This is a genomic window from Acetobacterium sp., from assembly GCF_041752335.1.
GTDB lineage: Bacteria > Bacillota > Clostridia > Eubacteriales > Eubacteriaceae > Acetobacterium.
In genome coordinates this window covers 1-22,321 of sequence record NZ_JBGSHG010000128.1, presented here as the reverse complement: position 1 = coordinate 22,321, position 22,321 = coordinate 1, and the positions used below count along the sequence as shown (strand labels likewise).

The 22,321-nt window shown below is 34.7% G+C and carries 20 protein-coding genes; 9 read left to right on the top strand and 11 right to left on the bottom strand.

Annotation, left to right across the window (positions count from 1 at the left end; all coding sequences use genetic code 11):
• Positions 1-880: 880 nt before the first annotated feature.
• From ACEW8F_RS16090 to ACEW8F_RS16045, 10 genes are all read right to left on the bottom strand, one after another.
• A complete protein-coding gene (locus tag ACEW8F_RS16090) occupies positions 881-3,301 on the bottom strand; it encodes a DUF4062 domain-containing protein (RefSeq protein ID WP_373484484.1) in 2,421 nt (806 codons plus the stop codon).
• A gap of 18 nt (positions 3,302-3,319) precedes the next feature.
• Positions 3,320-4,600: a DNA methyltransferase gene (locus tag ACEW8F_RS16085; RefSeq protein WP_373484483.1), complete on the bottom strand. Its 1,281-nt coding sequence runs from the start codon at positions 4,598-4,600 to the stop codon at positions 3,320-3,322.
• Positions 4,536-5,939, bottom strand: a complete 1,404-nt coding sequence (locus tag ACEW8F_RS16080) for an HD domain-containing protein (protein WP_373484485.1) — start codon at positions 5,937-5,939, stop codon at positions 4,536-4,538. Before ACEW8F_RS16080 ends, ACEW8F_RS16085 begins: the two co-directional genes overlap by 65 nt.
• The gene (locus ACEW8F_RS16075) at positions 5,932-7,353 is read right to left on the bottom strand and encodes a radical SAM protein (RefSeq protein ID WP_373484482.1); all 1,422 of its coding nucleotides are present in this window, start codon (positions 7,351-7,353) and stop codon (positions 5,932-5,934) included. The genes ACEW8F_RS16080 and ACEW8F_RS16075 overlap by 8 nt, the downstream gene beginning before the upstream one ends.
• A 523-nt stretch (positions 7,354-7,876) precedes the next feature.
• Entirely contained in the window at positions 7,877-9,481 is a 1,605-nt protein-coding gene (locus ACEW8F_RS16070) for a recombinase family protein (protein WP_373484481.1), read from the bottom strand.
• Positions 9,482-9,625: 144 nt separating this feature from the next.
• Positions 9,626-9,787: a hypothetical protein gene (locus ACEW8F_RS16065; RefSeq protein WP_373484480.1), complete on the bottom strand. Its 162-nt coding sequence runs from the start codon at positions 9,785-9,787 to the stop codon at positions 9,626-9,628.
• Positions 9,759-11,240: a phage/plasmid primase, P4 family gene (locus tag ACEW8F_RS16060; RefSeq protein ID WP_373484479.1), complete on the bottom strand. Its 1,482-nt coding sequence runs from the start codon at positions 11,238-11,240 to the stop codon at positions 9,759-9,761. Before ACEW8F_RS16060 ends, ACEW8F_RS16065 begins: the two co-directional genes overlap by 29 nt.
• A gap of 59 nt (positions 11,241-11,299) precedes the next feature.
• Positions 11,300-11,707, bottom strand: coding sequence for a hypothetical protein (locus tag ACEW8F_RS16055; RefSeq protein ID WP_373484478.1), 408 nt, complete (start codon positions 11,705-11,707; stop codon positions 11,300-11,302).
• A complete protein-coding gene (locus tag ACEW8F_RS16050; RefSeq protein WP_373484477.1) occupies positions 11,694-12,140 on the bottom strand; it encodes a hypothetical protein in 447 nt (148 codons plus the stop codon). The genes ACEW8F_RS16055 and ACEW8F_RS16050 overlap by 14 nt, the downstream gene beginning before the upstream one ends.
• A gap of 200 nt (positions 12,141-12,340) precedes the next feature.
• The gene (locus ACEW8F_RS16045) at positions 12,341-12,838 is read right to left on the bottom strand and encodes a hypothetical protein (RefSeq protein ID WP_373484476.1); all 498 of its coding nucleotides are present in this window, start codon (positions 12,836-12,838) and stop codon (positions 12,341-12,343) included.
• A gap of 269 nt (positions 12,839-13,107) precedes the next feature.
• Here ACEW8F_RS16045 and ACEW8F_RS16040 point away from each other — a divergent pair, with 269 nt between their 5' ends.
• The 6 genes from ACEW8F_RS16040 to ACEW8F_RS16015 all read left to right on the top strand — a co-directional run bounded on the left by ACEW8F_RS16040 (position 13,108) and on the right by ACEW8F_RS16015 (position 17,805).
• Entirely contained in the window at positions 13,108-15,126 is a 2,019-nt protein-coding gene (locus ACEW8F_RS16040; protein ID WP_373484475.1) for a hypothetical protein, read from the top strand.
• A gap of 436 nt (positions 15,127-15,562) precedes the next feature.
• Positions 15,563-15,928 carry a hypothetical protein gene (locus tag ACEW8F_RS16035; RefSeq protein WP_373484474.1) on the top strand — a complete coding sequence of 122 codons (366 nt, stop codon included), beginning with the start codon at positions 15,563-15,565 and terminating at the stop codon, positions 15,926-15,928.
• A gap of 125 nt (positions 15,929-16,053) precedes the next feature.
• A complete protein-coding gene (locus ACEW8F_RS16030; protein WP_373484473.1) occupies positions 16,054-16,299 on the top strand; it encodes a DUF960 family protein in 246 nt (81 codons plus the stop codon).
• A gap of 187 nt (positions 16,300-16,486) precedes the next feature.
• On the top strand, positions 16,487-16,618 hold the full coding sequence (locus tag ACEW8F_RS16025; RefSeq protein ID WP_373484472.1) for a hypothetical protein: 132 nt from the start codon (positions 16,487-16,489) through the stop codon (positions 16,616-16,618).
• A 15-nt stretch (positions 16,619-16,633) separates the two neighbouring features.
• Positions 16,634-17,242: a DUF1643 domain-containing protein gene (locus ACEW8F_RS16020; protein WP_373484471.1), complete on the top strand. Its 609-nt coding sequence runs from the start codon at positions 16,634-16,636 to the stop codon at positions 17,240-17,242.
• A 104-nt stretch (positions 17,243-17,346) separates the two neighbouring features.
• Entirely contained in the window at positions 17,347-17,805 is a 459-nt protein-coding gene (locus ACEW8F_RS16015) for a RadC family protein (protein ID WP_373484470.1), read from the top strand.
• 148 nt (positions 17,806-17,953) lie between these two features.
• Here ACEW8F_RS16015 and ACEW8F_RS16010 read toward each other — a convergent pair whose 3' ends face one another.
• Positions 17,954-18,142: a toxin-antitoxin system HicB family antitoxin gene (locus ACEW8F_RS16010; protein ID WP_373484469.1), complete on the bottom strand. Its 189-nt coding sequence runs from the start codon at positions 18,140-18,142 to the stop codon at positions 17,954-17,956.
• Between the two features lie 249 nt (positions 18,143-18,391).
• Here ACEW8F_RS16010 and ACEW8F_RS16005 point away from each other — a divergent pair, with 249 nt between their 5' ends.
• The 3 genes from ACEW8F_RS16005 to ACEW8F_RS15995 all read left to right on the top strand — a co-directional run bounded on the left by ACEW8F_RS16005 (position 18,392) and on the right by ACEW8F_RS15995 (position 22,248).
• A complete protein-coding gene (locus ACEW8F_RS16005) occupies positions 18,392-20,347 on the top strand; it encodes an Ig-like domain-containing protein (RefSeq protein WP_373484468.1) in 1,956 nt (651 codons plus the stop codon).
• Positions 20,348-20,699: 352 nt separating this feature from the next.
• Entirely contained in the window at positions 20,700-21,842 is a 1,143-nt protein-coding gene (locus ACEW8F_RS16000; protein WP_373484467.1) for an SIR2 family protein, read from the top strand.
• Complete coding sequence (locus ACEW8F_RS15995) at positions 21,835-22,248, top strand: hypothetical protein (RefSeq protein WP_373484466.1); 414 nt, start codon at positions 21,835-21,837, stop codon at positions 22,246-22,248. Before ACEW8F_RS16000 ends, ACEW8F_RS15995 begins: the two co-directional genes overlap by 8 nt.
• Positions 22,249-22,321: the final 73 nt, after the last annotated feature.

The following is a 22,321-nucleotide window of genomic DNA, read 5'->3' as shown; positions in this document are numbered from 1 at the left end:
TACCTTTCTTAGAGACTGGACATCTTTAAAGGTAACGCATTTGATCGGTATTGACAATGGCTCTTTGCTTCGAAACCACCTTAATGGGTGCACAACTTTTTGGAGACCTTTTGCTTAACTAATATTTTACCAAACACATTCCTTGGATAATTATTGATCGAGTGCTGAATCTGCATGATTTTCATGACCAGTAATTTAAAATCTACAATATGTTCTAACAACCAGTCAAGATAAAATAACCCTTGATTAATAACATCTTCATTAACACTGCGCTTATACTCAAAAATAACAGGACCATCATTCTCATCAATTCCTAAGCTGTCGATCTGTCTATTCGTTATTTGAAACTCACTTTTAAAAAAGGTTACGCCGAAGAAAGCTAGCATATTTTTTCAATAAGTGTTTGAAGCTCATTCTTTAAAGTAACAGCGGTGGAAGGAAGCTCAGAAACACCATTTTGTTCAGAGAATAATTTAATTTCAGCCATTTTACTACTCCTTGATGTATTTCAATTTTTAATTACCATCTTGATGAGCTATGATCAATTTTATTAGCATTAAGAATAATTGTATCAGAAATTCAAAATAATTAAGGTTATTCTTCTCACTTTAAAAAAAACACAAAAAAACCTGCTACTTACGTAACAGGTTCTATCTAACATCAATGTTGATGCGTAGTTCATGGTGGCGGAGAAGGTCATACTTAACGCAGCTTTTCGAAATCACATTACTTTTCCAAATATAATTGTTTCATACGTTATATATCTATTTCATGATATATATTTAATTTTACTTCAATTGAACATAATATTTTTCTTCACCCTTTTCATGCACCCTAAAATATTTTTAACTTCCATAAAAGCCAAGGTAAAAGCATCATTCTACTTATTAAGGTATTCACACTGCTCTTTTACGTTTTCAAAAGCTTCCTCAATACCTGTTTGAAACTCTATGTTATCTGAAAATGGGGGATTGTAAGTTAATTTTGAAAAATGATCCAACAAATCTTGAGTTAATGGTTCCATTGAATTTCGAGATTTAATCAGATGAAGCATCGTTACTAAATCAATTCTGCGCAAGTAATAATGTTCAATTTTATTACTTTCAAAGTGTCGCTGAAATGCCCTTAGAGTTCCGATCCAACCTACTTTTTCATCATCTATAAAAGGTAAACTATCGCCTATAATCATATCAGAGTAATAAGTTAAATGGTATCCTCTATTAGACATATTGTATTCTTCTGACGTTGTCAACAAATTAAAAAATTCCTTTTCATCGTCTAATCGTCCCATTTTTATTGCGCCAAAAAATAACGATAATCTAACAGAAATATGTTTTTCAATACTAAATGCCCTATTTATTATTTCGTTCTGGTTGTCAAATTTAAAACGAGAAATATGGTAAATAGCATTAACTCTCATTGACACATTTTCATTTTTATTATCACCCAAACAGCAATAAAACTGTTGCTGCAAGTTCTCAATTACTTTAGCTTTTTTTTCGCTCATACTTTCTATCCATATTGCTCTAAAGTATCTATTAATTTCAGGTCGCATTACGTATTTTAAATATTCTGGGTACGGATATTTATTTTCTAAACATGAAACGAGTAGCAAATTAGCAACTAAAAACTCTAAAAACTGTTCATGAAAAGTTCCAAATATTATATCTCCATTTGTATCAAATAAAATCTCAAAAAGACATTCATTATATCCATTTCCTAAATCTTTTAATACATGGTTATGCAACTCTTCAAGCAAATCACTCATTTTTGTTTTGGTTTTAAACATTTTGTTCTTGTAAAATATCCAAGCAGCATATGACCAAATCAACACAATATTATCTTTAGAAAGGTTCTCCGTACCTGGCCGATTAAGTTCTCGTTTTGCCAACTCTGTTATACATTCAGAAAATAAATCAATACTACTTCTTATCATCTCTGGAATATACATCCTTCTTTGTTCGATTATCCATAATAGCATTGTAATCAATAATGGATTATTTAAAATTCCGTACAATTCTTGATTACTTTCTAAAAGTGAGTTTATTCTGTCATAATAGGCAGTATCCTTTTTTCGAGCTAGACAAAAGTTTTTTATATAGTCTTTTGCTTTATCCTCATTCCAAGTTTCAACTTTTATCCGAGAGTTAAATTTATCTGCAAAATTTGAGTAATTTAAATATCTTAAAGCATATTGAAAGCGACACGTTAATAGTATCGGATATTTAAACACCTCTGAATAACCTATTTCGCAAACTTCTTTCTCAGATAGCTTTTCTGCAATTTCATCAAATCCATCTAAATAGAAGTATGGTTCCAAGTTGTCAATGTCCATAAAAGGATAAGGACTTTTCTTCAAATTTTCTTCAAAACATTCATCAATATATTTAATATAATTAAAATGATATGAACTATTTTTCTTTTTCAGCCAAAGATAAAATGGAATTTTATATGTTTTTTTCTCAATATACTTCTCTGCGTGTGATATAAAACTCTTTGCTAGCAAAGTAGTTTTGCCATATCCTGCTTCACCATATACTAATATAGATGAAAAATTATTCATCGTTTCAACAATCCTATCATCCAAAGGCTCATTTTCTAAAAGCAACTCACCTGAATCTATTATATAAGCAGGTTCAATGTAGTATCCTCTTTTAAACACATCACCTAAGGACATTGAAAGACTTGTGGAAGTATGCCTACAGGACAAATCTTTTATTTGTGACTCAACAATCTTTTGGGCATAGAATCTTGACAATCCTTTTAGTTTTCCTTGGATTTTTTCTAGAAGATCTGGTATATCCGTAAAGAAATTTATCCAATTACTACAACCATTTTTCTCATACGACAATTGCACATTATCAACAAATTGAATGACCTTCGTGTTTTGAACGTAATTACACTTATATTCTTTATCAAAATCCTCTTTGCTTTTTTTTGATTTCTTGTAATTCTTATTATATTTATATCGCTCATCCCAAGTTTTTTTTGCAACAAAAACTAAAGCTGGTTTCCCCTTGTTTACCGCCGCCAGATACTCTGTTTCAGTTATTGAAACATCCTTTGAATCATAATAAATGCCTCCATACCGCTTATCAATTATCAAAAGAGCAATATCTGACCGATCTAGTGCAATTAGACAACTATCATGAGAATGCTCTGTGGGTTCTACTGGAAAATCTGGTAATTCAAATGCAGATAATACTATATCATGTTTTTTAAGCTCAGAAATCACCGATTCTCGATACTCTTTTAAATCATAATCTGTAGACAATAAACTAACCACCCACGGTTTTGACATACTTTTATTCCTCCCACCCTAGTTCTTTCGGAAAACAATGACGGTTTCATTATCCACACCGCCTACTCTAACTGTTTTATATCCTATTTTGCGTTCGGTATAGAATATTTTCGAAAAACCATACTTATTTATGACTAATTTTGTTAGATCATCAATAGTGTCATAAGATTCAGTAATTTTACCTTTACCTTGACCGATTATAAGGCAAAAATACTTTTCTGGTTTAAGAACTCGTTCTATTTCAGAAAATACTTTGTCCATATCGGAATAGAAATTTGTTACAACCACTTCCGCATTACTATGTCTTTTACTTCTTGATCCTATCTCATTGGGAGCTCGTTCCCCAAATATCTTATCTGGAAAGAATAGATTTGTTAATCTCATAGTTTTCACATAATCTTGGGCACATAAATATGGTGGCGAAGTTAATACAAAATCGATACTATTGTCATTAACATAACTAAGTCTGCGCGCATCACCCGATTGTATCACCGAATCAGCAATTAAAGAGGTGAGATCACCAGTTTCATTAATTGTACTGAATTGTTTGATAAGATCTAAAGAAGATAGATTTATTCGTTCAAGTATAGAAAAATAAGCAGAAATAGCATTATAATAAACAAGCTTTTTCGGACGGCAATTATCAGTAACATAAGTAAAATGTCCCCGTTGAGAGCACATTTGTTTCAATATCGAAACAAACGCAAACTTTCTAATCATGCAACCATCAGAATCAGAATTTTCCCTCAGCATTTGTTTAAATAGACTAATCAATTCTATTAATGTGTCAATGTGATACCAAAATACAACATCCTTATCTATTCCCAAATCTTTCAAATCATTAAATATATATTCGGGACAATTGGCCATCACTTTTTCTTCTTCTTTTCCTTCATACTCGTTTTCTATACAAGTTCGAGGACTACAAACGCAAGTCTTTTTATCTGAATTAATTATTTGCTCAATTGCAGCTCTCTCAAGATTACAACTTTTAATAGCCTGCAAAATTGCCTTCGTAATGTCAACTGCAAAAGGGTTTAAATCATTATAATAAAAACGTCGGTTAAGCTTTATCGCTTCAACAGCCGTTGTACCCTTACCACCAAATGGATCAAGTACAATATCACCGACTTCAGATAACAACCCAATAAGAAACTTAGGAATTGGAGTTGGAAAAGTTGCTGGATACCAAGGAATTGAGTTAATATCAAGTGGATATTTTGCACTGTTATAATCAGAAAAATCCCAATTGACTTGATTCAGTGTCTGTATAAGATTTTCTATTGTCTTCACCTCCATAGCGAGAAATCTCAAATTTTGCAAGAATGCCTTTTGATAATATATTAATTATGTCTTCAAGATTATTTTTTCTGAATGAAACGATTTTGCGTTCAAACGTATTATTCTTTTGAATTGATTTAAAATTCGAATTACTAAAAGGAGTAAATAAACCTAACAAAGCACCTTGCACAACTTCTACAGAAGAGTCTATTTTAACTTCTTTTCCCCATAGCACAGCTTTATCTTTAAACTGACGTTTTCTTTTATCAGGAAAAAAATTTGCGACTACCACATTTGTATTTATTGATGCTATTTTTTTGGCTGTTATTCCTAATGTTGAAACAAAATAATTGCTGACCTCATCCTCAATTTCTTGCAAATGACTATTTAAATACTGAGCGACACATTCACCTTGAATATAGAGAATCCCGAGACATGTAAACGGCCTACATAACAACACTCTCCTAATAATATCTCTACTTTTTGCATGTTCCAACAAATACTCATGCGTGATACTTGAATCTGTTAATTTCCAAGAGTTGATATTCAGTTTTTGTGTTTGGTCATCATCTTCCAGAAGCATAAGAATAGCTTTTTTAATCATTGTTTGATAAGAAAAATCTTCTACACTTTCAAATATTGCAGTATATTGTATATCTCTAACTCTTCTCCATTCATTTATCTCTGAAAGATAGAGTCCATTATACTTAATTTTTCCGCCGTCGATTATAAATGATTTAGCTAGAGAAATTGCTATATCTCCCCCATCTGTTGGTATAATCCCCATTGCAGAAGATGCTCTGAAAATATTGTCAATATTATCCAAATCTATCCCGCTTCCATTAATTAGAGGTGATAGATATTCGCTCCGATCTCCTGCCGCCAGCTTTGCAATACGATGAATATCTATTCCAAGATCTCGAACTCTTTTACTTTGGCACACACTTTTTATTTTGAGACCCTCCCCCTGGTAAATTTGGGCCATATCTCCATCAAACTCCCCAGTGGTACCCATTATAAGGTTTTTTAAATTAATTTCGTGATCAAATCCAAATTTAACTTGTAAGACTTCTTCCATTGCATGGGCAAAGGGTGGCGTTCCTACGTCGTGATAGAGACAAGCAATCATGAGTTCAATAGTATCTTTTTCGTCTAATTTTAATGTATCGGCACATATTCCCGCTAAAAAGCACACTCCCAATGAATGTTCATATCTTGTAACAGTAGCAAAAGAAGGAAATGCTACAAATTGATTATTAGCCATTCTAACATCACGCAAACGCAAAAGTCCAGGGCAGTCTAGTAATTCATTTATGACAGTCGGAAATTTTAACTCTTTATAAAGCCTATCAAACATTTTCACAATATTTACCCCGTTTCAAATTAAATCGATCTGAAACCATTTGACTCTTTCTATACTTTGATTTGGCATAGAATTTATTGTATGCATGTTCAACGAGTTCAAGTAGTTCATCTTTATTCACATACTTATTTTCATATACTACCTCACCCCAAGGCAAAGAGTCCTCCAAAATATATGAGACCCAATCTTCCTTATTTGAAAAAACCATGTTGTAAATAGGTGTTCCTGGATAAACAAAAAGTGGATTATAATGTGCAAAATCTAGATTCAAATTTGTTGAATCATCAATTATTTTCATTATGTCACTTACATTCTCATCCCCTCCCCCTAAAATAAATGTACCAGAGATATGAATATTCGAAACTTTTTTTACTTGAGTAATATTTTCAGCTAATCCATATAAAGAGATTTTCTTTCCTAAAAAATTTAATCCTTCAATACTTGTTTTTTCAATTCCAATATTAATTTGTCTACACCCACTTTTTTCTAACAGTAAAATGGATTCATTATTAAGCTCCATAAGTAAATCAGGCCGTATCTCCATTTGCCATTTCATATTGATTTTTCTTTCTAGTAATAATCTACAGAATAAATATATATCCTTATTTGCAGTTTGTGGATTATGAAAAAAACAATCATCATAAAATATAACATCGTTTACTCCATACTCTTTATTAATTTGCAACATTTCTTCTGCAATATTCTCATAACTTCTTTTCCTAAATTCTTTATATGAAATATTTCCAGAAACACAATAATTACATTGATATACACAACCTCTTGACGTTATCATTGAAGCGGTTCTAGTTAATTCTGTTTCAGCAGATCTTCTAATTGAAGCTTTTCCATCCATCAAAGGTAATCTTGTTGGAAAAGCAATTGAGTTAATATTAGGTATTTTGTTGATAAATTTATGGTCTTTTGTTGTCACTTTATCACAACAAGAAAGTTCTTTACCCTGCATTACACAAGAGAGCGCTTCAATTATTGCTACTTCTCCATCTCCTTTAATAATATTCTCTATCCCTAAATACTCGTAAAAAAACCATTCTTGGTCATCAATGGAAGCTAAAGGCCCACCTGCAAAAATAATGCTAGAACTAAAAATTTCTTTACAACAATCCGCAATAATCTTCAATGCTCTTACTTGAGTAGTAATACATGGCCCAATACCAACCGCTAATGGAGAATAACTTTGAAGTTCTTTACATAACTGAATTTTTAAAAATTCTAAATCATCGGAGTAAAAAGAAGTAATATACTTTGAGCAATCTATTACTTTATAACTAAAATCACAATTTCTTTCCGCCGCCGCCATCAGATAACCTAAACCCAGTGGAAAAAAATTGCCACCTCCATTTCTCAAATGAAAAGGAGGATTTATAAGCAATAAATCTATTTGCTCCATAACAATTACCTTTCTAAATCGTAAAATAGTTAAAATTCCATTTTATTTAATTATGCTTAGAGTTATTTGTATCAGAAATTTAAGATAATGATAAATTATCCTTCATTTATAATTTAAATTATAGCATAAAGATTCATCAATTACACCCATGGCAATTAAATGAAGTCATTTAATTTAATATTTAAGCAACGAATGACGTCTGTTTATATTATTCATTTCGATCATGAATGACATGTTCAAAATTTTCAAACGAAAAAATCATCTTATGATTGATTTGCATTCTATAATTAGACATAATTTTCATCATTCGCTTATAATTATTTTCAATAAACCCGTTTCAAAAAAAATACTTAGTTATGTAAATTGGCTCTGTAATCATATTTTAAAAGCATACAGAGCCATCAATTTATAAATTATTTTCTTGCTTTTAATCATCCACTCCTAAAAATAATTCATAATTTTTTTGAAAATATCTGCCCCATCCGCCCCCAATACCTCTATTTGAACACTAAACTCATATTAATTAAACTGCCTTCCTAATCTGATACTGCCGATCCTTCAGTTCCTCTCTTCCCAGTTCTTTGGTGAATCGATACGTTGCCGAATTTTTTCCACAAAAAGAAAAAGCCACGTTAAACGTGACTTTGACTGAATCCTTATGAACCACTACTTTGTGGATATATTTATGAATGAATCGCTGAACTTCGGGGATATTTTTGGTGCGTACCAGTTCTTTTGTTTTTTCTAGGATGCTTATGACTTCGTCTTCCGAAATCGCTGCTGTATTTTCAACCTTTGAAGCTTCATCCAGTTTATTTTCCAAATGATCCCGTTCCAATTCCAGTTCTTCGATCCGATCAAACATGGCAGGATTGCTCATTCCCTGGGCAATGGCTTCAACAATGTTCTTGACTTTTATTTCATTCGCTGTGATCTGTTTCTTAAGTGTTTGAAGATCGGCACCCAATGAGTCAATTTTCTCCTGACGGTAATCATTGAGTTTTTGGGTAATAGTGGTGATGTCTTCATAAAAATGCTTATATAAAAGATCCAGAACCGCATCATCTAAAGATGTTTGCTCAATCCCTTTGTTATTACATCGATCCGTTTTATGACTGCTTTTATAACTGCAATGATAGGATGAATATGCTTTGTGGCCGGGTCGTTCTTTACGATAACAGTTAAAATAAGAATACCCGCATTCACATTCTAAAAGCCCGGTGAGCAAAACCGGATATTTCTTATGGAAGCGTCCGTTTCTCTTTCGGTTCTTGATCATGAGTTCCTGAACCTCATCAAACGTTTGTTTATCAATTATTTGCGGCAGTCCGCCTTCAATTCGAATCATTTCATCTTCATTTTTAAACAAATGACCATTTCTTCCATTTGCACCTTTAGCTGATAATCGGTCGTAAATATATAAACCCGTATAACGTTCGTTATGCAGCAGCCAGTTGATGGCAGACTTGGATAATGGATTTCCTTTTTTTGACTTATTGAGCCCCTTCTCTTCCAGAGCCCGGATAATTTCAGTAAACCCATAGTTTTCTTTCTTCATTTGAAAAATCATCTGCACGGTTTTAATTTCGTCTTCATTTTTGGCCAGAATAAATTTCTGCGTTTCTGGATCAACATCATAACCAAGTGGCAGGTTTCCCCCAGTATATAAACAGTCTCTGGCTTTTTGAAGAAGTCCCTTTCGCACTTCCCTGGCCAGATTTCGTGAATAATATTCGGCCATGGCTTCCGTTAAGCCTTCCAGCAAAACACTTTCAGGTTCGCTGCCAAAACATTCCGTTACCGAAATATATTCGACATTATTTTTTGCAAGTATCTCTTTGTAAGTTGATGATAAATTTCGTGATCTGGCGAAGCGATCGCCTTTATGAACCATCACTGCTTCGAATTGACCCTTTTTACTGTCTGCAATCATTTGTTGAAACTGCGGACGCTGATCGGTTGTTCCCGAAATTCCAAAATCAATGTAGGTATTTGCCAGACAGTATCCATGTTTTTCACAGTATTCTTTGATCCCATAAATCTGCGCATCTATCGATGATTCATTTTGCATATCCGTTGATACTCTAGCGTAACCAACCGCCCGTTTAACTGCTCCTTTTTTTGCCATATTCTATTCCTCCTGTTTCTCTATTTCAAATATTTTTTCAAATATATAATATGCGTTTACGCTGTTTTCTGATTTTTGCTTTTTATGAGGAAAAGTCTTCATGATTCAAGACCTTTCCCCCTTTATTTCATTAGCCAGTGCTACTTATTCTGCTTCGTTTAAAACACAATCCAGTAATTTGACTAGTTCACCATAAAACCGATCGTCATCAATATTGCCGTTTTCTTCAATTTTTTCGTTAAGAATATTAACATTTCTATCTTTAATTGATTTTCGATCAAGCGTGTAGCATGTTAAGAACGACATTGCTTCCATCTCCTCCCGTCTCAGTTTTAAAATCATTTTTTTCCTTGAAACCGGACAAATAACGAACCCCATTGCTTTTGGGTAATGAGTATGCAATTTTTTTATTCATCCATTCCGTTTTTAAAGTTCTCCAGAAAGTCTGTACATTGACCGGCTCTTTTCCTTCCACCTTTGACCAGTGTTTATACTGATCATACAAATCAGTTTTTAGTATGCGATTTCCTTCGCAGACTTCATATGTCTCTGTGAAAAATTGCCAGGCCGGTTTTTGTGCCATCTCATATTTCAGCGTTTCCTTTTCAACCGCTTCACAATAACTGAATTTATAATCATTAGCTTCCAAATTTTTTAACGCTTCCAGTGCCAGATTCAGGATTCCCGGTAATTCACTTTCGAGTTTTTCTTGTATGTTAATATCAATGTCGGCCCCTTCAAATTTGGCATTGAAAGGAATAACCATGACGCGTCTCCAGAATCCATAGGATAAATCGGCAACCTCTGGCAAATTGTTTAACACCTGTACCAGCTTGATTGGAAATCTCATTTGAAGTGCAGCTTTGTATTTTCTCTGGACATCAAAGACATCACCAGTCACAAACTTCTTTAAATTTTCAGTGTTTAGTTTGCCTTGCAACTCATTTTCAGCTGATATATTTACATATTTTCCTATCAACCCTTCCAATACAAACTTATTACTCGTTGATGATAGATCCGTCAAACTGATTGCAGCAACATTATGACCTCCAACCAGACTGGTCAAGCAATTAACAAGAACAGATTTTCCATTGGAACCGCCTCCCAAAAAGAAGAACATTTTTTCCGCTTTAATAATTTTCGTCAAGCAGTACCCGATTATTTCCAGAATAACTTTCACCAGGGCCGGATCGTAACAACAAATTTCATTCAGAAATTTTATAAAGTTCTCCGCATCTGCTTTTGTATCATAAACGGCATCGACCTGACCCATGCATAAATACTTCGGATCATGCGGTATGAGGTTTCCCGTCTTCAGATCATAAATTCCGTTTTTCAAATTGATGACCTCATCTGTATCAAATGCGATTACCATCTCATTCATTATTCGTTTGTAGGCCTCAATCACCTTTCGTTCATTAACACTTGACCAGAAGCAATAACCACATTGGGTCATCAGATACATACAGATCTTGCCAAGTGTCAGATCCGTTGCCGGCTTATAATAGCCATGCTTCTTCAGATACAACACAATGTCTCCCGTTTCCAGAAGTTTTGCGGTTATACATTTCTTTAGATACTCCGCAAATTTGGTCGGGATTACTGTAAAGCATAACTTTTCGTCTTTTTCTTCTGTTTCAACACCAATTTTCTTAAATTTTGCAGTCAGACTTAATCCATTCATCTGATTGCATAACATCTGACTTTCGTCAATAAAATCCAATGGGTTAAATTCATATTCTACTTCCGCTTGTTTCATTCTTTTCTCCTCGTTTCTTTTTTTCCCGGAATAGCTTCTCACTATTCCGGGTTATCTGCTTACGCACTTACAATATTTTCTTCATCAAATTCAGGGGTATAATTTGTTACTCGGGAAATTTCTCGGCCACTTGTCTCTCTTTGGGTCTCCACCGCGATCCTGCCGATGGTTCCTACCATCTCGTCTAGCCTAATATGATTTGCTCTTGCAAAAGATCGAAGGCCATCAAGCAAATTTTGCTCTTCAGATTTGAACCACTCTTCCAACGGAATCATCTGATAATTGATAATGGGATGGTCATGCTTAAGAAAAATACTGAACTCAGCAAGCACGTCATGAATACAGCCATCTACTTCGACGAAAACCATATTGTTCAATTCACCATAATACTTTCCATCCGGAATTCTTTGATCTTCTGACTTCTGTACAACCTCATCCAGGTCAATGGTTCTTTTAATTAGCTTCATCGTTATTTCCCGCCTGTTCTCCGTAGAATAAATTCAATTCCTTGACCCATTCTTCCTTATCCATCGGTATGAAGTTGACAATATTTGAGAACGCTGCGCCTTTTGCATCATTTTCAATTGTTACGATACCTGTTTGTCCGATCAGCTGGTTAAAAGCGTAACCTGCATGAGCATTCTTATTCATTCCAAAATTATAGAAAAATCGATCGAACATGCTATCAGGATTACCCGACATATAAAACATCTGCGATTTTAACTCTGCTCGATCTTGCAAGAAAATTTTATAAATCAGCCAAATTTTTGTTGTTTCGTCATGGCGGGGATTTACAAAAACGTCCACTATGTTTGCCAGAAAATGACCGTTTGACAGATTTCCTTTGTTTAAACCAAAGTAATAATAGTTGATTTCTTTTGCAGATTTTATGATTTCCATTTTTTTACCTCGTTAATTTTTATTTTTCGGCTGTTTGCCACTGTTGTTTTGTCTCAACTGCAATTTTCCCAATTAAATACGTCAAAAATTGTTACGACCGATTTGAATCTCATATCAACCGCTTTAATCAATTGTATTATTGGTTGGTATCCCGGATAAATCGCAATACCAACCATCTCTGTTATTTTTGTTTTTTCCATTTATTCCTGATTATGCTCAGTCTCGATGACCAAATCATCAAAATCAACATCGGGTATAAATTTTTCGATATATTGAATCACTTCTCCATTAACTTCCTCGGTCTTTATAATGACATCACCTTCTGAACCAAGACGTTTCTCAGGGTGATGGCACAAGTCATAAAGCAGGAAGTTTAGTTGAGATAAACGTTCTGCTTCGATGTAGGCAAAGTTAACTGCCTCTTCCCCAGGATAAAACACTGGTTGAACTTTTTTTATTATCTGGTTTTTCGATTGTATTTCGAACACAAAACCAGTGTTAAGTGCATATGCTTCTTTTTGATTGCACTTAATCGTATGCATTCCGACAACTTTAGCTCTTAAGACACCGTCTGGTAATGACTCATTCGTATATCGCGGTTTTACTTCTTCAAAATCATCGGTGATTGTATAGGTGATTGATTCTGGAATATTATTTGCATTAGGTTTGCTTGTTCTGTAATCTCTATTCTTTTTCATGGTTTTCTCTTTCTTTGGCTTCTATGGGTGCACTCCATATCGCCGAATTAACGCGCTTTCCAAAAGCTTTAATTTCTTCTCTTTTCGTATAATAGCACCTTTGATAATTTGAGTCTTGATGGCATATTAAAACTTTTAATAAGTCACCCCTATTTTTTACACATTTCTTAATAAGTTGCTCATTTATAATTCATATCCTAGTCACAAAAGATATGATATACTTTTTCAAAACCACTTTAAATTATCTGTATTTAGGAGCGCCTACAATTATGAATTCCAATATCTGTATGAATCTAGAAGAAATATATGACAATGCCTATAGTCTTTATTATTTAAACCGTAAAGATAAAAAAAAGACTGACTACGAAAATTGCAAACGCAACTATAAAAAACTATTTAAGCAATTATTTGAAGATTTATCTGTTGATCGTTCACTCTTTTTGGCGAATGGTCTTCAAGAGCCCTACGCTTTTCCTGAAATCATTGGCTTGTTACTCGCAACCTATCTCTCAGAAAGTAAAAATAAAAAGAGCAAGAATTTTTCCAGCAATTTTTATCACAACAGAGCCATTGACCTAACAACTTCAAAGGAAAAACAGCAATTTTTTTCAACAGTCATTTTACAGTTGGAGGATCGATTAATAACCAGAGATGAACATTCATCTTTTAAACCCAACATTGATCAACTAAAATCAAACTATGAGGATTTCGAATGTTTTGAAAAACAATTGGAAGACCGAATCAAAGAAATTAAGCGAACTATCTCTAACCAGATTGATGAGCACCTTCAAAACGTTGGCGCTTCAGTCGGCTTAAATGAATATCTTCTTAATTCAACAATCGAAAAAATTAAACATAAAAAATTTTCCTTCAACGATTTTCTTGATATCGCCGATATCAACGATGCCGATTCTATCGGTTTGACTGAAATATTTGAAAAAGATGCTGCTGGCCAACTGAAAATGAATCATTCGGAAACAAAAATGCAGTTAACCCGGGAAGATCGAAAGATGGTTATTGATAAATTCGAAGAATTCCTGACAGATGCTATGGATAATTGGACCGTCTATCTTGAAGAATTTGAACGCCAGAGACATGAAGAGTATCATAGGGAATTTAATAAAAAATGTACTGAAGCAAATGACCACGAAATTTTAGCTTTTACACTGCCCAGAGAGATTCTGAGTGATAACCTTGAAACTTCAGTAGAAAAAAAGCTGATGAATTTGCAATATTATTCCTCGATTCAAGAAACTGATTCCGGATTTATTGCTAATATTCAATTAGATACTGACATCCTGGAAACAACAGAATCCGTTAATCAGAAGACAATGACTGAATACAATTTGATGTTATATGACTATTTAATCAATACTCAAACTGCTGTGAGCGCAAAGCATTATGATAATATTATTAGTTTTGACAGAGATGGCCTAAATTATGCAAATTATTTAAAACAGCATCATAGCTTACTTCGAAAGACTCCACCATCTGGTGAGGAAATATATCAATATACTGCCGTTACAATTAATGGTGATACTTTTTATCGTCCGATTAAGAGCCCTGAAGAAATAAGGCAGGACTATTTTTTATATAAGAAGCATTCGGAAGAACGACAAATGTACATTGACAACCTAATGTACAGAGAACATCTCGGAGATCATGAAGCTGAGGAGAAACTAGACCAACTCTTTTCCGAAGATCCCGAACAGATTGACTCCATTCAAACGAATTACGCATTATCACATTTTGGCGAATATTATGCACTTTCTGAAGACCTCCGATCTGAATGTCATCATTATATTGAAAAAAAATTAGCCTCCAGAGAGAAATTAAAGAATGCCATGTTTAAAAAAGACAGCTCCATTGATATTCTATTTGGAGAATACAGCTCATTAACACCGCCTTATTTGCTGTTTCAGGCAATGGCATATTATGTGCAGAACATCTCACAATCAACATATGCAACACAGCTTGCTTATATTCTTTCAAAAAAACTGAATGTTAGAAATCCTCAGAATAATCGTACAAAAAAACCTAATGGAACAAGCCTGATTAATTGGCGGGATGTCTACGTATATAATAAAAGCGGGCTCATCTTTATCCCATACGACCTGATTCTGCCTAATATAACGGTAAGAAAAGTTGGAAAAACAAACCTAAAAAAATATAACCGGATCACGAGTGATTCCTGTCAATTTAGACCTAAAAAACCTTATCCTGACTATCGTTTAAAATTTCAGCTGATGATAATGAATAAGCAACGAACCCAATTTAAGAAGTCATAATCTGTAATATCTCACTTGAAATATCGAACCATCATTATTAGCGATCAATCTTCAACTTTACTTTTCACAAGTCACCCACACCAGACTATTACAATTAAATCTTTAATTTAAGCGAATTCAAACGAGTTCGCTTTTTTTTATTAATTTTTTCGTATCCCTTACACCCTAAGCCCTCAACTACGAGCTATTGGAGAAGCTGGAAATTTAATCTTTTGATGATCATCATGCCTTGGGGTCAGCGAATTAAACAGCTTCAATAAGAATATATTATTTCTTTAATGTAGATAAGTTCAAAACGAAAGCGGATAATTTTTCACTAAAACACTTGAAGGGGCAGATAGGGCGGAGGTTTTACAAAGATTCTTAAATTATTTTCTGCGATCCTTTTGTGCGTTCCGACATTTCTCTACATTAATATAGCAAAAGGAGGTATTTTATGTACCAGCTAATCAATATGGTGGATCGTTTAAATGAAGCATGTGCTCCATTTTGTTCACTTCCCAACGAAGTCCAGCTTTTTATCAATGACATTCTGACCACACTCGATGAAAATTATCATTCAATACGAGATCCGATAAAGGATCTTGGTGGATATGTGATTGGCATCGAAACTGCCGATGACTTAAACCGTGTTACACAAATGACAGGCATCAATTTCGACACCGCTGTTTGTGAACTTGTGGATTTTATCAACGGCTATTATTGCTGTCTGGTTCTTTTAGGCAGTGACTATGGTTTGTATTTTATCATCCCTGAACACCTCGCCCCTGCAAATATCAGAGATCAGCAAAATCAAATCTGAGCTAACTTGTTGTCGGACTTTACAATCCCAATCCCAAATATTTAGGAGGTTTACCCATGCTATTTAACAATCCCGGTTACATGACCCGGGGATTTCAAGCTGAAATTCCCATTGAAACGCAGTAGATGATTTTTACCTTAATGAACAAAGCCAAGCAGACCTTGCCAGCGATGGATTATCTCCAGGTTTTTAAGCTGGACAAGGTTTCTTCCAATGGTTCTTTTCTCCAGTGTCTAACCCACACCCAGGAGATCCCGCCTTTTGAGGAAACTGTTTTTCTTGTATTACCTGAAGATCAAATCATCACAACTAAGATTTTTGTCATCGATGATGGCGATCATCATACATTTTTACTGGCATCTGAGTATTAAATTGATTCAAATCTGAAAAGGAGGATTTTTTTATGTGGTATATTGTTGGGTTTTTCGGCACCTTAAGTATTGTTGTCGGAATTGATCAGTACATGCGCACGAGAACTGCTTAACGGTGTGAGTGTTATTTAAAACAGGATTTCGGGTTGCCTTGATTAACCCCAATCATTCAATGAAGGAGTTTACAATGTTTATGTTTGCAACAACTGTCGCTGCTTTTAGTGCAGCTGAATTTTTTGAAGGAGCAATGGCTGCCATTGCTTTGTATGTGGCTACTAAGCCAGCTGTCCGAGCCCCTAAAAGACCGACTAAAAAATAACTGGAGGAAAATAAATTGAAATCTGAAAAAATTGTTATCAAAGCGGAATCGCTGTTTTCGGATGATGGTGAACATCGCTATAATCTCAGGAAAGAATGGGACAAGTCTTTGCCGACTGCAACCGTCATTTCCATTTCACCAAGCGGACTTTCCAATGTATCGGCTGATTTAACCACCCAGCTTATTACCAATAACATTGAAGCATTGGGCTTTGGTTCATTTGAACTGTTAAATCTCTATTCCAAGGTTGGGGTGGATGTGAAGAAAATCAAAGATCCTGTCGGATTGTGGGATGAAACAACGGATGCCTGCATTAAAGCCAGCTGTGACAAAACGTTTAAGGACGAAGGCGGAAAGATCATCTTTGCCTGGGGGAAACTGGCTGAAAACAATAAGAAGCATGCTGAGCGTGAAAAACAGGTACTCTCTTTGTTATCCATCTATTTCGACAAGGTCTATTGCATTAAGGATTATGGAATCAGGCATTTTCTCCATCCTTTAACCCCGAGTGTTCGAAATGAATGGGTTCTGGAATCCTGGAAAGATTACCGCGGATATAAATCTGAAGAGCTGAAAGCCATTGATGAACGGGAGAAGAAAAAGCTGATGACTAACCCTGCCTAAACTGTTTTGTCGCTGTCATTCTTCACCAATCAAAAATTAAGCCATAATCTCAAACGTATGCGAGATTATGGCTTTTTATTATTCAAAATGAAAGGACTATTTTTATGTTAAAAGAAACACCCGCTAAACGGGTTAATATCGTGTCCCTGAAAATGGTTAAAGAGGGCAGTATCCTGTATGACGTCCGAAAACTGTCATCACCTTCGGACGCTGCCGGACTGGGCCGGAAGTTCCTTGATGAGGCAGATCGGGAGCAGGTCATTGTTTGCTGTCTGGATAATAAGAACCAACCCGTATCCGTTAATATTGTCAGCATGGGAACAGTGAACAGCTCCCTGGTTCATCCCAGGGAAGTTTTCAAAACGGCCGTTCTTTCCAATGCTGCCAGTATTATTCTTTTTCACAACCATCCATCGGGTGATCCGGAACCTTCTCAGGAAGATATCACTATCACTGAACGAATTAAAGAAGCTGGTAAAATCCTTGGCATTGAGCTTTTGGATCACATTATTATTGGTTCCGAAAACCGGTTTGTCAGTTTCAAAGAGAAAAATATGATCTGAGTTTACTTCACAAAATAATCTGCCTCAAATAATCAGAAGGACAATTTCTGTCTAGGGGGTTCTTATATACTATGATTATTCAATCGATTTGATTTTGAAAGATTCATCAATCGTCACTGATTAGAAAGTCAATTGACACAAGTTCCCATTATGACTCCGTTCTGGATTCTGTCTGCGGTTCTTCAGCCAAGTCATTTAAGGCATATTCACAGCACTGGACAATCAATTGATTCAGGGAGATATCTTTCTGACTGGCAATGGTTTCCATTCGTTTAAGCAATTCTTCCGGCAAGCGTATCGTTTTATTGACGGTTACCGGTTTTTTAACGACAAACATTCTGGCAACCTCCTTTATTCCTTTTGAGAACATTGTACGTTTAAATTGCCTTCGCCGATACACACCATATTTGCATTATTATTTGCACTCTATTTTAGATTGCATTTTGTATTTCATTGCTATATAATGTCGTTATATTGCTTTTTATTCTTACTATAGTGAGAAGTCGCCTCTGATGAATTATCTGCAGTCATCCATCATGAAAGCGATCTCTTTGATATATAAATCATAATGAGAGAGGTAAAAAAAATGAAACCGAAAATTCAAAACAGCCTTTGTTTAACCATCATTTTATTGCTTATGTTCACCTTGATCCCTTCAGGGGTATTGGCCATGGAACCTTCCGACACTAGCCAAACCATCGGAACCGCGAGTATTAAGCCAACCGATAATCTTGAAACCCAAAACAACAGCATGAATGTTACCTATACGTCTGATTTCAAAAACGGATTTAAGGTGAATTCTCTGACAGCCAAACGTACTGATAACAGTATTGTTTTCACCGTAAATTATGAAAGCACAAACGATGGTGCTTATAGCTTCTTTGATCCTCCTAATGGGAATACAATCATGAAAATCAATGAATCCGGAATCAAAGCAGGAGCAAACACTGCGGAACTATCCTTAACCGTTGATGAATTTAATAGTGTTTTGGCGAGTGATTCCATCTCGATGCTATTTAACATCAATAATTCAATCAGTTTCATTAATTTTAAAACCGCTCAACTTCAATCTCTTTCAAATACTGATTTTGATGGAACTGTTGATTTTTTAACCAATTACAAAGATGGTTTTAAAGTCGATACGCTCACAGCCAAACGATCCGGTGATACCGTCGCATTTACAGTAAATTATGTGAGTACTCATGATTGTGATTATAATTTTTTTAACTCACCGAATGCTGATATCATCGCAAAAACAGTAACTGGCGGGATCAAACAAGGTACAAATACCAGTGTTTTAGAACTGACCTTAGATGAATTCAAGCAGGTTTTATCCGCGGATACCATCACAATGCGATTCGGTTTGGATGAAAATGGAAGCGTCATATTTTTTAAAACCGCACAGCTTCAATCTCTTTTAACTGAAGACCCCGGTCAAGTCAAAGTAAATCCAACTGCGATCACCCTCAATAAAAAAACTGCTAATTTGGCTGTAAATGGTAGTGAAAAGCTCACCGCTTCGCTCAGTCCCAGCAATGCAACCGAAACAACCATTTCCTGGAATTCAAGCGATCCGACTGTTGCTACTGTGGACTCCAATGGAAATGTAAAAGGCCTTAAAGCAGGAACAACGAACATTACCGCAACGACTGTTAACAACCTTTCTGCAACCTGCCAGGTCACTGTTTCTTCAACCAACACTGAAAAAAGCATTTCATATCAAACTCATGTTGAAAATGACGGTTGGCAGGATTGGAAAACCAATGGAGACATGAGCGGCACTTCGGCCCGATCACTGCGTTTAGAAGGAATCAAGATCAAGTTGAATAATTATGAAAATCTTGGTGTTGAATACCAAACTCATATACAGAATATTGGATGGGAGTCTGAAACGAACAGAGGTTGGAAGAGTAACGGAGACATGAGTGGAACTCAGGGACTTTCCTATCGTTTGGAAGCCATTCAGATTAAATTGACTGGAACTGATGCTGATAAATATGATATTTATTATCAGGTTCATGCTCAAAATTTAGGATGGCTCGATTGGGCTAAAAACGGCGAAAGCTCAGGCACCGCAGGTTTAAGCTACCGTTTGGAAGGCATTCGAATAAAAATCGTGTCTAAAGGAGACCCAGCGCCGGGACTGACAGATCGGCCATTTGTTGTTAATAACCCCTATATTGATTCAAGTCAGATTCCCCAAGCACTTACTTTATTAAAAGGAATCAAAGGAACCTGGAAACATACTACGCCTTATGGATCTTTTAGCATTGTCAATGAGATTACCATTTCTGATTCAGGAAATACTACGGGAAAAATTTCGTCTTTAATGTATAGCACAAAAGGCGGTGGCGGTGATGGATATTCTGCTGATATCTTAACGAATAATATCTCCAATGATGGTAATACCGGCTGGTTCACTTTAAAAAACATTAATTCCGGCGGAGGTTCTCCACCAAAGGAAGAGCTCAATATTCGGCGTGATCCAACAAATAACAAAATCATTTATATCAATGATCTTAGTTATACATTCGTTAAATAACAAACCAGTCAAAATAAGTTCTGATATACTATTCTCTCTATCAGAACTTGTACAATCAACACGTAAACTATTGTGACCAACCAACTTGTATATTGCGTAATCGTTAAATACTTCACTACTTTTAATCTAGAATATTTTTCAAAAGCAGCTTAAAGATAATTAAATCTTTAAACTGCGTTCTTAATTTAATAGCAACTTATATTTTTTTGCTCTGAAAAAAGCTACAGATACTTTATTGTGAATTCCACTCAATTATATTTTCTCTCACTAAGCATGCTTAATTTGCTATTTCAGTCATATAGCTTTATAATTAAGTTTAGTACTAATGTTGTCTATGAAAGGATCAAATATTTTGGAAGAAAAATCTATTCGTTACTTTAAAGGGTCTTTAGAACAAAATGTTGACATAAGTTTTGTCAAAAAAGAATTATCCCAGTATTTGCAAATAGAAAACTTGAACTTTTTAATCGGTTCAGGTTGTTCGAGTCATCTTAAAGATGGACAAGAACTAGCTATCCCTACAATGTATTCCTTATATGAAAATTTTTTTAAAGAAAACCCGGATTTTTCAATTGCTGAAATCAAAGCTGAACAAACATTTGAACATAATTTGGAAAAAATGCTAGATTTTATGACAGCAACAAAAATGGTGGATGAACGCATAAATATTGATTCCCGCATAAATGAAAAAATCAATACTGTCAAAGAATTTATCAGAACCAGCATTATTGGGGGATTAGGGAACGACATTGTATTGAACTCATATAAATCTTTCTATTTGAAAACTATAAAAAAGACGAGAAAAGCGCCGATCAATGTTTTCACTACTAACTACGATCTTTATAATGAAAAAGCTTTGGATGAACTAGGTTTTTTCTATAATAATGGTTTCACTGGTACTTATAACCGTAAATTCAATCCTCTTTGTTATAATTACGCTTATGTTGAAAACATGAATCTGAATAAAGATATTTGGCAAAGAATCTCAAACTTTTACAACTTATATAAAATTCACGGTTCTATCACATGGGTAAATATTGATGGCCAAATATATGAAAAGGATTATAGCCACATTAAACCTGAAGACGCTACTCTCATCTATCCCATCCCTCTGAAAGATAGAACGACATTAATGACACCTTATTCCGACTTATTCAGGAGTATGCAGGGTGCTCTTATGAACAACAACAGTCTGTTAATAACCTTAGGGTACAGTTTTGCTGATGATCACATCAACCGTTTAATTCTAAATGCTCTTGCAGTTCCAACTTTTAGATTAATTGTTTTTGGCGAAGGCGAAAATATCGAAAATTTGAAGAAAATTGAAGATAACCGAATCACAATTATTAATTCTGAAGATAAAATCCACTATTTCAATCGTTTTGTAAATGATCTTATGCCAGATATTCAGGATGAGGTACAAGAAAAATATGAAATGATTGATGGGAATGAGGCGATCAAAATATTCGAAAGCGATGTGATTTCGAATGAGTAGCCGAAATATTGGTAAATTAGTGACCGTGAGCAACAGATCAATTATTGCAGAAATGTATGACAATCTAGGTAACTATATCAACACCACAGACGGCATCCGGTTTGTGGGAGAAATTAGTTCATACATAACTATTGACGACATTGGAATAAAAATCATTGCAGAAGTTGTAGGTGTTGATGAAAAAACCAGTTCAACCTATGATAAAATGAGCAAACCTAAAAGCGCCAAATTTATTTTTTTGAGTTTGATAGGTGAAATACTTAACGGTAAGTTTTTCTTTGGTGTTTCAAAGATGCCATTGATATTTTCAACGATTAGTATCATTACTGATCAAGACCTGAAACCTAGGTTCCCGAAAAGTGTAACGAGCTATTTCGTTAAAAACCCATTAAAACCAGTGGTTTGAGCCTATTTTGCATTTACTTTTACCTCGTTATATATTATAATGTATAACGAGGATGGTGATCGCTTTATGGGAA

Excerpts from the sequence above, each read along its gene's own strand:
- ACEW8F_RS16090 (WP_373484484.1), bottom strand. The coding sequence starts at position 3,301 with ATGTCAAAACCGTGGGTGGTTAGTTTATTGTCTACAGATTATGATTTA.
- ACEW8F_RS16085 (WP_373484483.1), bottom strand. The coding sequence starts at position 4,600 with ATGGAGGTGAAGACAATAGAAAATCTTATACAGACACTGAATCAAGTC.
- ACEW8F_RS16080 (WP_373484485.1), bottom strand. The coding sequence starts at position 5,939 with ATGTTTGATAGGCTTTATAAAGAGTTAAAATTTCCGACTGTCATAAAT.
- ACEW8F_RS16075 (WP_373484482.1), bottom strand. The coding sequence starts at position 7,353 with ATGGAGCAAATAGATTTATTGCTTATAAATCCTCCTTTTCATTTGAGA.
- ACEW8F_RS16070 (WP_373484481.1), bottom strand. The coding sequence starts at position 9,481 with ATGGCAAAAAAAGGAGCAGTTAAACGGGCGGTTGGTTACGCTAGAGTA.
- ACEW8F_RS16065 (WP_373484480.1), bottom strand. The coding sequence starts at position 9,787 with ATGTCGTTCTTAACATGCTACACGCTTGATCGAAAATCAATTAAAGAT.
- ACEW8F_RS16060 (WP_373484479.1), bottom strand. The coding sequence starts at position 11,240 with ATGAAACAAGCGGAAGTAGAATATGAATTTAACCCATTGGATTTTATT.
- ACEW8F_RS16055 (WP_373484478.1), bottom strand. The coding sequence starts at position 11,707 with ATGAAGCTAATTAAAAGAACCATTGACCTGGATGAGGTTGTACAGAAG.
- ACEW8F_RS16050 (WP_373484477.1), bottom strand. The coding sequence starts at position 12,140 with ATGGAAATCATAAAATCTGCAAAAGAAATCAACTATTATTACTTTGGT.
- ACEW8F_RS16045 (WP_373484476.1), bottom strand. The coding sequence starts at position 12,838 with ATGAAAAAGAATAGAGATTACAGAACAAGCAAACCTAATGCAAATAAT.
- ACEW8F_RS16040 (WP_373484475.1), top strand. The coding sequence starts at position 13,108 with ATGAATTCCAATATCTGTATGAATCTAGAAGAAATATATGACAATGCC.
- ACEW8F_RS16035 (WP_373484474.1), top strand. The coding sequence starts at position 15,563 with ATGTACCAGCTAATCAATATGGTGGATCGTTTAAATGAAGCATGTGCT.
- ACEW8F_RS16030 (WP_373484473.1), top strand. The coding sequence starts at position 16,054 with ATGATTTTTACCTTAATGAACAAAGCCAAGCAGACCTTGCCAGCGATG.
- ACEW8F_RS16025 (WP_373484472.1), top strand. The coding sequence starts at position 16,487 with ATGTTTATGTTTGCAACAACTGTCGCTGCTTTTAGTGCAGCTGAATTT.
- ACEW8F_RS16015 (WP_373484470.1), top strand. The coding sequence starts at position 17,347 with ATGTTAAAAGAAACACCCGCTAAACGGGTTAATATCGTGTCCCTGAAA.
- ACEW8F_RS16010 (WP_373484469.1), bottom strand. The coding sequence starts at position 18,142 with ATGTTTGTCGTTAAAAAACCGGTAACCGTCAATAAAACGATACGCTTG.
- ACEW8F_RS16005 (WP_373484468.1), top strand. The coding sequence starts at position 18,392 with ATGAAACCGAAAATTCAAAACAGCCTTTGTTTAACCATCATTTTATTG.
- ACEW8F_RS15995 (WP_373484466.1), top strand. The coding sequence starts at position 21,835 with ATGAGTAGCCGAAATATTGGTAAATTAGTGACCGTGAGCAACAGATCA.